Origin of the sequence: Photorhabdus hainanensis (genome assembly GCF_018448965.1) — a bacterium.
Lineage (GTDB): Bacteria > Pseudomonadota > Gammaproteobacteria > Enterobacterales > Enterobacteriaceae > Photorhabdus > Photorhabdus akhurstii.
The window spans coordinates 26,268-32,889 of sequence record NZ_RCWD01000049.1; the positions used below are offsets into that span (position 1 = coordinate 26,268).

Below are 6,622 nucleotides of genomic sequence, written 5' to 3' on the forward strand. Positions count from 1 at the left end.
GTTTTTTTCAAAGATGCTCAATTTTAAATCGGCCATTCGGATGAAACAATGAATCAACCTAATCGAGCAGTGGTTACGACATCCACGCTATATGTTGTGCCAACCCCCATTGGAAACCTGGGTGATATCACTCAGCGTGCGCTTGAAGTTCTTGAGCATGTCGATCTGATTGCAGCCGAAGATACGCGACATACTGGCTTGTTGCTTCAACATTTTGCCATTAATGCGCGCATGTTCGCACTTCATGATCATAATGAACAGCAGAAAGCAGATCAATTAATTACAAAGCTCCAACAAGGGCAAAGTATTGCGTTAGTCTCTGATGCAGGAACGCCTCTGATTAATGATCCTGGTTATCATGTGGTTCGCCGTTGTCGTGAAGCCGGTATTCATGTTGTCCCACTTCCAGGACCTTGTGCGGCGATAACCGCTTTGTCTGCTGCGGGTCTGCCATCAGATCGTTTCTGTTACGAAGGATTTTTGCCCGCAAAACGTAAAAGCCGGAGTGATACGTTGCGGGCTTTGGAAAAGGAGGCGCGTACATTAATTTTTTATGAATCTACTCATCGTCTGATCGATAGTTTGGAAGATATGGTTGAAGTGTGGGGAGCTGAACGTTACGTCGTTCTGGCGCGAGAATTGACAAAAACTTGGGAATCTATTCAGGGGATGCCAGTAGGTGAACTGTTGGCGTGGGTTAAGGAAGATGAAACCCGTCGCCGTGGTGAAATGGTATTGATCGTTGAAGGCTATAAAAAACTGGATGACGATGTTTTGTCTCCAGAGGCATTAAGAACACTGGCGCTTCTTCAACAAGAATTGCCGTTGAAAAAGGCGGCTGCATTGGCGGCAGAGATTCATGGTGTGAAGAAAAATGCGCTTTATCGTCATGGGTTGGGACAGAGTGAAGAATAATGGTAATTGCTGATATACCGGGCAGATAATCAGTAAATGCCTATACCCGTCATCTTTCAAGTTGCCTCTTTGTTGGCTGCACTCGCTCACCCCGGTCACATAGTTAGCTATGCTCCCGGGGATTCACTCCCTTGCCGTCGCGATGCATCTTGAAATCCATAGGGTATATACATCGTCAGGCAAACCCCTTATAATCCGCCGCGGAGTTGACTAGACAGTCGCTGCTTTACCATTAATCCTTTGGACGATGGGTAGAGGAGAGGAAAGTCCGGGCTCCACAGGGCAGGGTGCCAGATAACGTCTGGGGGGTGAAAGCCCACGACCAGTGCAACAGAGAGCAAACCGCCGATGGCCTGCTTAATGTAGGATCAGGTAAGGGTGAAAGGGTGCGGTAAGAGCGCACCGCACGGTTGGTAACAGTCCGTGGCACGGTAAACTCCACCCGGAGCAAGGCCAAATAGGGGTTCATTAGGTACGGCCCGTATCGAACCCGGGTAGGCTGCTTGAGCCAGTGCGTAAGTTCTGGCCTAGATGAATGGCTGTCCACGACAGAACCCGGCTTATCGGTCAACTTCACAAACTTAGCCCCATTAGATGAATCTGATGGGGCTTTCATTTTTCTAAGCAGCCAGATCAATTAACAGCCCTTGAAATTCAGTATCTGCTTTTAAAACCAAACGATTTTCTTCATGAATAAAAGCGCCATCTCCGCATTTAATCAAAATGTTGTCTTTGGAATTGCCTCTTATTTTTATATTTCCGTTTAGGGATTGCAGGTAGGCATGTTTTCCCTTCAATTGCAGATGATGAGATTGATTTTTAGTCAGGAAAATATGATTTACCCATACTTGCTGACGTAATTGCATACTGCCATCTTCTGCGGTTGGAGAAGCTAGCATAGCCAATGGTTGTTCTGGTAGCTCCATCCTTTGCAATGGTAAGCTTTCCTGCTGAGGAAAGGCATTCAGCCAAAGCTGCAAGCGAGTCAGTGGTTTGTTAGTACTGGCATTATATTCACTGTAGCTGATGCCTTGACGGGTAGAAAATAGCAAACATTCTCCCTTGCGGGCTCTGATGTAGTTGCCTTCGCTGTCACGGTATTCTGCTTCACCTTGTAGAATAATATTCAATATATCCACATGTGGATAGGATTTAGGTTGGAAAGCGGCTTTGGGGGCGATGACTTCTTGATTGAGTACACGTAGTGCGCCATAACCTAAAAAATTTGGGTCAAAATAGTGACCAAATGAAAATGTATAACGAGCCTGTAGCCAACCATAGTCAGCTTTCCCACATTGTTTTGCTGTTCTATTTATAATCATGATGGCGGTTACCTTGAAAAAAACACACACTAAGAATAGTAATTATCTGGACGGCGAAATGTTAGCCAGTTAATCTGGTCACCATATTCAAATTTCCTGATTGAGAAAAATATGAGCAAAGAACGAGCGCTTACACTGGAATCTCTCCGGGTCATGGATGCGATTGACCGGCGGGGAAGTTTTGCTGCGGCTGCTGATGAACTTGGCCGTGTTCCTTCTGCACTTAGCTATACGATGCAAAAATTAGAAGAAGAGTTGGATGTGGTGCTGTTTGACCGTTCAGGTCACAGAACTAAATTCACCAATGTTGGTCGCATGTTGCTTGAGCGTGGACGTCAATTGCTTGAAGCTGCTGATAAATTAACCGCTGATGCAGAAGCGTTAGCGAGAGGCTGGGAAACTCACATGACAATTGTTTGTGAAGCGTTGGTTCCGGCTTCTTCATTATTCCCGTTAGTAGGTAAGCTTGCTCAAAAATCGAACACTCAGCTCTCTTTATTGACGGAGGTTTTGGCCGGTGCATGGGAGAGGTTGGAAACGGGTCGGGCGGATATTGTTATTGCCCCAGATATGCATTTCCGCGCATCGGCAGAAATTAATTCGCGTCAGCTTTACAGCATTACCAATGTTTATGTCGCTAGCCCTGATCATCCTATACACCAAGAGCCGGAGCCTTTGTCCGATGTCACGAGGGTGAAGTACCGTGGTATTGCCGTGGCGGATACAGCGAGGGAGCGCCCGGTGTTGACGGTTCAATTGTTAGATAAGCAACAACGTTTGACAGTAAGTACTCTGGAAGATAAACGCCGTGCTCTCTTGGCTGGATTGGGAGTTGCTACCATGCCTTATCCTATGGTGGAACAAGATATTGCAGAGGGCCGTTTGCGGGTGATTAGTTCTGAATACAGCCATGACACAAATGTCATTATGGCATGGAGACGAGACAGTATGGGGGAAGCTAAGTCTTGGTGTTTGCGGGAAATCCCTAAATTGTTTGTTAGTCGGTAAGTAGAAGCGATGTGAGCAATCAAAATTAGAAAACAGACTGTAAAAAACATGATTCGATGATTGTTTAACCTGTGTCTTCTTGCGCCCTAAATCTGGTTGTCGAAAGAGCTTGGCGGCTTTGCTACCAAGCTCTTTTTGAGCAGAGTTGTCATCACTGGTAGGTGTAAATTTTGTGATCTCTATTCGCTGAGTATTGAAGGTTCTATTTTTTGGGTGCCAGACAGTAATAAAAACAAGGAGACTTTCGTATTTATTAATAACACCAGAACGGTTTTCCCCTAGGTCAGAATGGTTGCCCTGATGTCAATATATTCTTATAGGGTTGTTGGCTCTATTATTGTGTATCTTTTCTTTAATCAATGGCAACAAATAGGACAGGCCATAGTGCATTTTTCTTTGGCAAGAAAGATGCTATTAAAACTTGACCATCAAGACGGTAGCTTATTAGTCGAGTCCGCTAAATGACCCTCACCATAGAAGTGCAATGAATGGCCTTCACGAGGTATCACTCGTATCGGACGTATTAGCTGGTTAATAGCAAAATAACTCTCCGGGACACTGCCCGGCAGTGGCGTTAAGTCCGGGTATTGACCGGCCCGGATAATCAGGCCATCACGGTAAGAAGTAATCACCACATCCCGGTAGGGGCGCAGTACCTGACGTATCCAGTATTCCCCACCCAGTCGGTTTACAAATCGCTTGGACAGCAGGGTGATCCAGTTAATGCCACGGATGGAATGTTCATACTGTAATTTAGCTGTGAACACTGCGGAGTTAACTTGCAAGGAAGGGTAACGTTGCGCCAGTTGATACTCTAAAGGACAGTAGTCATAGAAGTCGTTGGGTAAGACCAGACTGTAGCCACAGTCCCCACTGTCCGGTTCGAGTTGTTCACACAGAAAGTCCAGCCAGGCCATAAAACGAGCCATGCCGTCTTGTTCTTTTAAGTAATCCCAAGGCAGTGTCAGGCTTAGGTAAGAGCTATCATCGTCACCATTAGCTTCCCGGGAATCCAAGTAACGCATCAAATAACGAGGTGCCTCATCTTCATTTTTGGCATCACTGACCACCCAACCAGAAAACTGGTTTTTTTTCTGATTAAGAATACCCTCTTCCACTTTGGCAATATTTTCCGGCGAATATTTTCTTAATCCTTTCAGCTCATGACGGTGAAAACGCAGTTGAGTACCGAACTCCTCCCGAAAACGTCGGTAGCAGGCCAGAATGCGCTGTTTTTTCTCTAGGGTGTAACCCTGTTTAAAAAACAAGGTGATAGAAATCCCAAGACGAGAAACGGTCAGCCCATCGCCATTAGAGGAAGGTAAACGCGGCCAGTTGTGATCTCAACTGAGCAAAGTAATCTGAAGTATCCATATTTTCTCCGTTAATTATGAAGCGGTGGCGAATGTCACACTCGCCAATATTGTCAGGACGGCGGCTAACGCTGCGGCGGCGGCAGCTAAAATCTCCACCAGTGCAATCAGCGCGGCAGCGACGGCAAGGGTGACAAGGATAACAACGGCAACACCGGCAATAATCACCACCATTTCCAGCATGCCTTCCCCCACCTCTTTCAATATCTGTATCCAGCTAATGTTTTTAAGCTCTTCCGGGGTGATATCTGAACCCTGTTGCACCGTCTGCCAGCGGGCTTTTATCTCACTTTCAGTCCAGGTCACGATTTTTCCCGTTTGTTCACTGACCCAGGAAAACGCGTAGCTGACCTGATGGCTTATCGGGTCAATAACCTCTTCACACACCCACTTGCCGGCTTGATTTAACCAGGTATCAAACTGTGCAAGGAGTTCCCGGGTACTGTCGCGGACATAATTCAACCCATTTTCAGCCAGACCCGCCACTTCCTGCCCGAGGATAACCCAGTCTTCATAGCTGGGTAAAAACGACCAGCGGGAAGTACTGAGAAGCGGTGGATTTTTTGTCAGGGGTTGCGGAATGGTCCCCGGTACACCCTCTGCGGGAGGAGCGGGTAAAGCTTCGTCATCAGGAGGCGAACCCGGCGGTAGCGGGGCCAGTGGGATGGGATTTTTATAGTGTTGGGAACCGGGTTGATAAAGTTTTCGCCACGCTTCATCAGACTGTTTTTGCTCCTCAGTGCGGCTGTCATCGACGCGCATTACGCCAAAGCGTTTTTCTGTCGCAATCTGGATATAATCTGTTTCTTGCCCTTTACTGAGGGAATCCCCCGGAAATTTCACCTCAATTAACATTTTCAGATTATCAGGGTGCACAGAGCCATCAAAGTAGGTGGCACTTCTGCCCGGTCAGCGGAGAATCTCATCTTTAACCAGAATAATATCGGGTCGGCGAATACGTTTAACACCAAATTTCTCTACATCGTCGGCAGAAGGCCGGGCAAACGGATTACTGGACTGCGGTAAATTATCACCATAACGCCGTTTAGAGTCTTGGCTAGTCGCCAGCATGGGTAAGGGGACATCTTCCTCTCCTCGGATAGCAAACACCACTTCCGCTTTATAGGGCCACAGGAAGTCATGCTTAAGCTCCTCAACCTTAATCAATCCACTCATAATGACCTGATTAAGAAAGCGAATAGCCCCCAGCCTGGTGACAATCATTGCCGGCAGACGCAGGGCGTATTCGGCTTTTTCCGCCAGATAACAGGGATCTTCATCGGCGGGAAAGACGCCTATTTCCATCGTACAGGTGATTGATGTGACAGCCGGGCACATCTTGTCGTTGTTGGATATTGCCATACTTATTTCTCCATAAACTCCATAACATACTCTACGGGCGTGTTACCGCTGGCCCGGTATAAGGTTTGCTTCGGTTTCGGTGAGGCTTCCGGTGAACGCAGTTGCAGATTGTCTTCTGCCGCACTCTGCACCGTTATCGTTCTGCCCAGCCCATCAGTTTTACCCGGGATGACCTGACCATCGCCGGTGGTAATGGTGTAGGGGACATTCACCAATGGCTTATCGCTTTGCTCATTCAGCAGGGTATAGCGGGCTGAATAATCAAACAAAGCACCGGCGGATTTCTTGCCGGTAACATGGTCGGTCATGGTGATGCTGACCCCTTCGATACGAATATTCCCCATCGGGTCAATGACTATCTGTCCGCCAGCGGTTTGTAGCGGTAAGGGGGCCGCCAGTCCTGTCTCCCGGGAATAAAGGCGACCTCGTTGGTCAGGGTGGTCCCTTCGCCGCCGTCGTTTGACGCGACAGGTTGCTGCCCATAATGCGTGACAGACAACACCTGCCAGCGGTCATTCATGGCCTCTATGGGATGGGATTGCAGGGTAAAAATTTTGCCCGGACGCAGCAGGATACAGTTGGTTTTGGCGGTACCGACTTTGCTGTAGTTTTGTAACTGTTCCAGCCTCAGTTGGGTAAACG

7 protein-coding genes, 1 other RNA gene and 1 pseudogene are annotated in these 6,622 nt (G+C 47.6%); 3 read left to right on the forward strand and 6 right to left on the reverse strand.

Annotation, left to right across the window (positions count from 1 at the left end; genetic code table 11):
* Positions 1–48: 48 nt before the first annotated feature.
* On the forward strand, positions 49–915 hold the full coding sequence (gene rsmI, locus EAE92_RS21485) for a 16S rRNA (cytidine(1402)-2'-O)-methyltransferase (protein WP_214069540.1): 867 nt from the start codon (positions 49–51) through the stop codon (positions 913–915).
* Positions 916–1,117: 202 nt separating this feature from the next.
* Positions 1,118–1,494, forward strand: an RNA gene (rnpB, locus tag EAE92_RS21490) — RNase P RNA component class A.
* A gap of 41 nt (positions 1,495–1,535) precedes the next feature.
* On the opposite strand, the gene EAE92_RS21495 is transcribed toward rnpB, so the two are convergent.
* Positions 1,536–2,237: a pirin family protein gene (locus EAE92_RS21495; RefSeq protein ID WP_214069541.1), complete on the reverse strand. Its 702-nt coding sequence runs from the start codon at positions 2,235–2,237 to the stop codon at positions 1,536–1,538.
* Between the two features lie 111 nt (positions 2,238–2,348).
* Between EAE92_RS21495 and EAE92_RS21500 the strand changes: the two genes are divergently transcribed.
* The gene (locus EAE92_RS21500; RefSeq protein ID WP_214069542.1) at positions 2,349–3,245 is read left to right on the forward strand and encodes a LysR family transcriptional regulator; all 897 of its coding nucleotides are present in this window, start codon (positions 2,349–2,351) and stop codon (positions 3,243–3,245) included.
* Between the two features lie 437 nt (positions 3,246–3,682).
* On the opposite strand, the pseudogene EAE92_RS21505 reads toward EAE92_RS21500, so the two are convergent.
* The 5 genes and pseudogenes from EAE92_RS21505 to EAE92_RS21520 all read right to left on the reverse strand — a co-directional run.
* A pseudogene (locus EAE92_RS21505) lies at positions 3,683–4,619 on the reverse strand (DUF3396 domain-containing protein); the annotation flags it as partial.
* Positions 4,620–4,633: 14 nt separating this feature from the next.
* Positions 4,634–5,494: a VRR-NUC domain-containing protein gene (locus EAE92_RS21510; protein WP_343221426.1), complete on the reverse strand. Its 861-nt coding sequence runs from the start codon at positions 5,492–5,494 to the stop codon at positions 4,634–4,636.
* Between the two features lie 33 nt (positions 5,495–5,527).
* Positions 5,528–5,980, reverse strand: a complete 453-nt coding sequence (locus EAE92_RS25285; RefSeq protein WP_339959415.1) for a hypothetical protein — start codon at positions 5,978–5,980, stop codon at positions 5,528–5,530.
* 2 nt (positions 5,981–5,982) lie between these two features.
* Positions 5,983–6,288, reverse strand: a complete 306-nt coding sequence (locus tag EAE92_RS21515) for a hypothetical protein (RefSeq protein WP_214069543.1) — start codon at positions 6,286–6,288, stop codon at positions 5,983–5,985.
* 47 nt (positions 6,289–6,335) lie between these two features.
* The coding region (locus EAE92_RS21520; protein WP_281422819.1) for a contractile injection system protein, VgrG/Pvc8 family at positions 6,336–6,622 on the reverse strand (287 nt) is incomplete at its 5' end.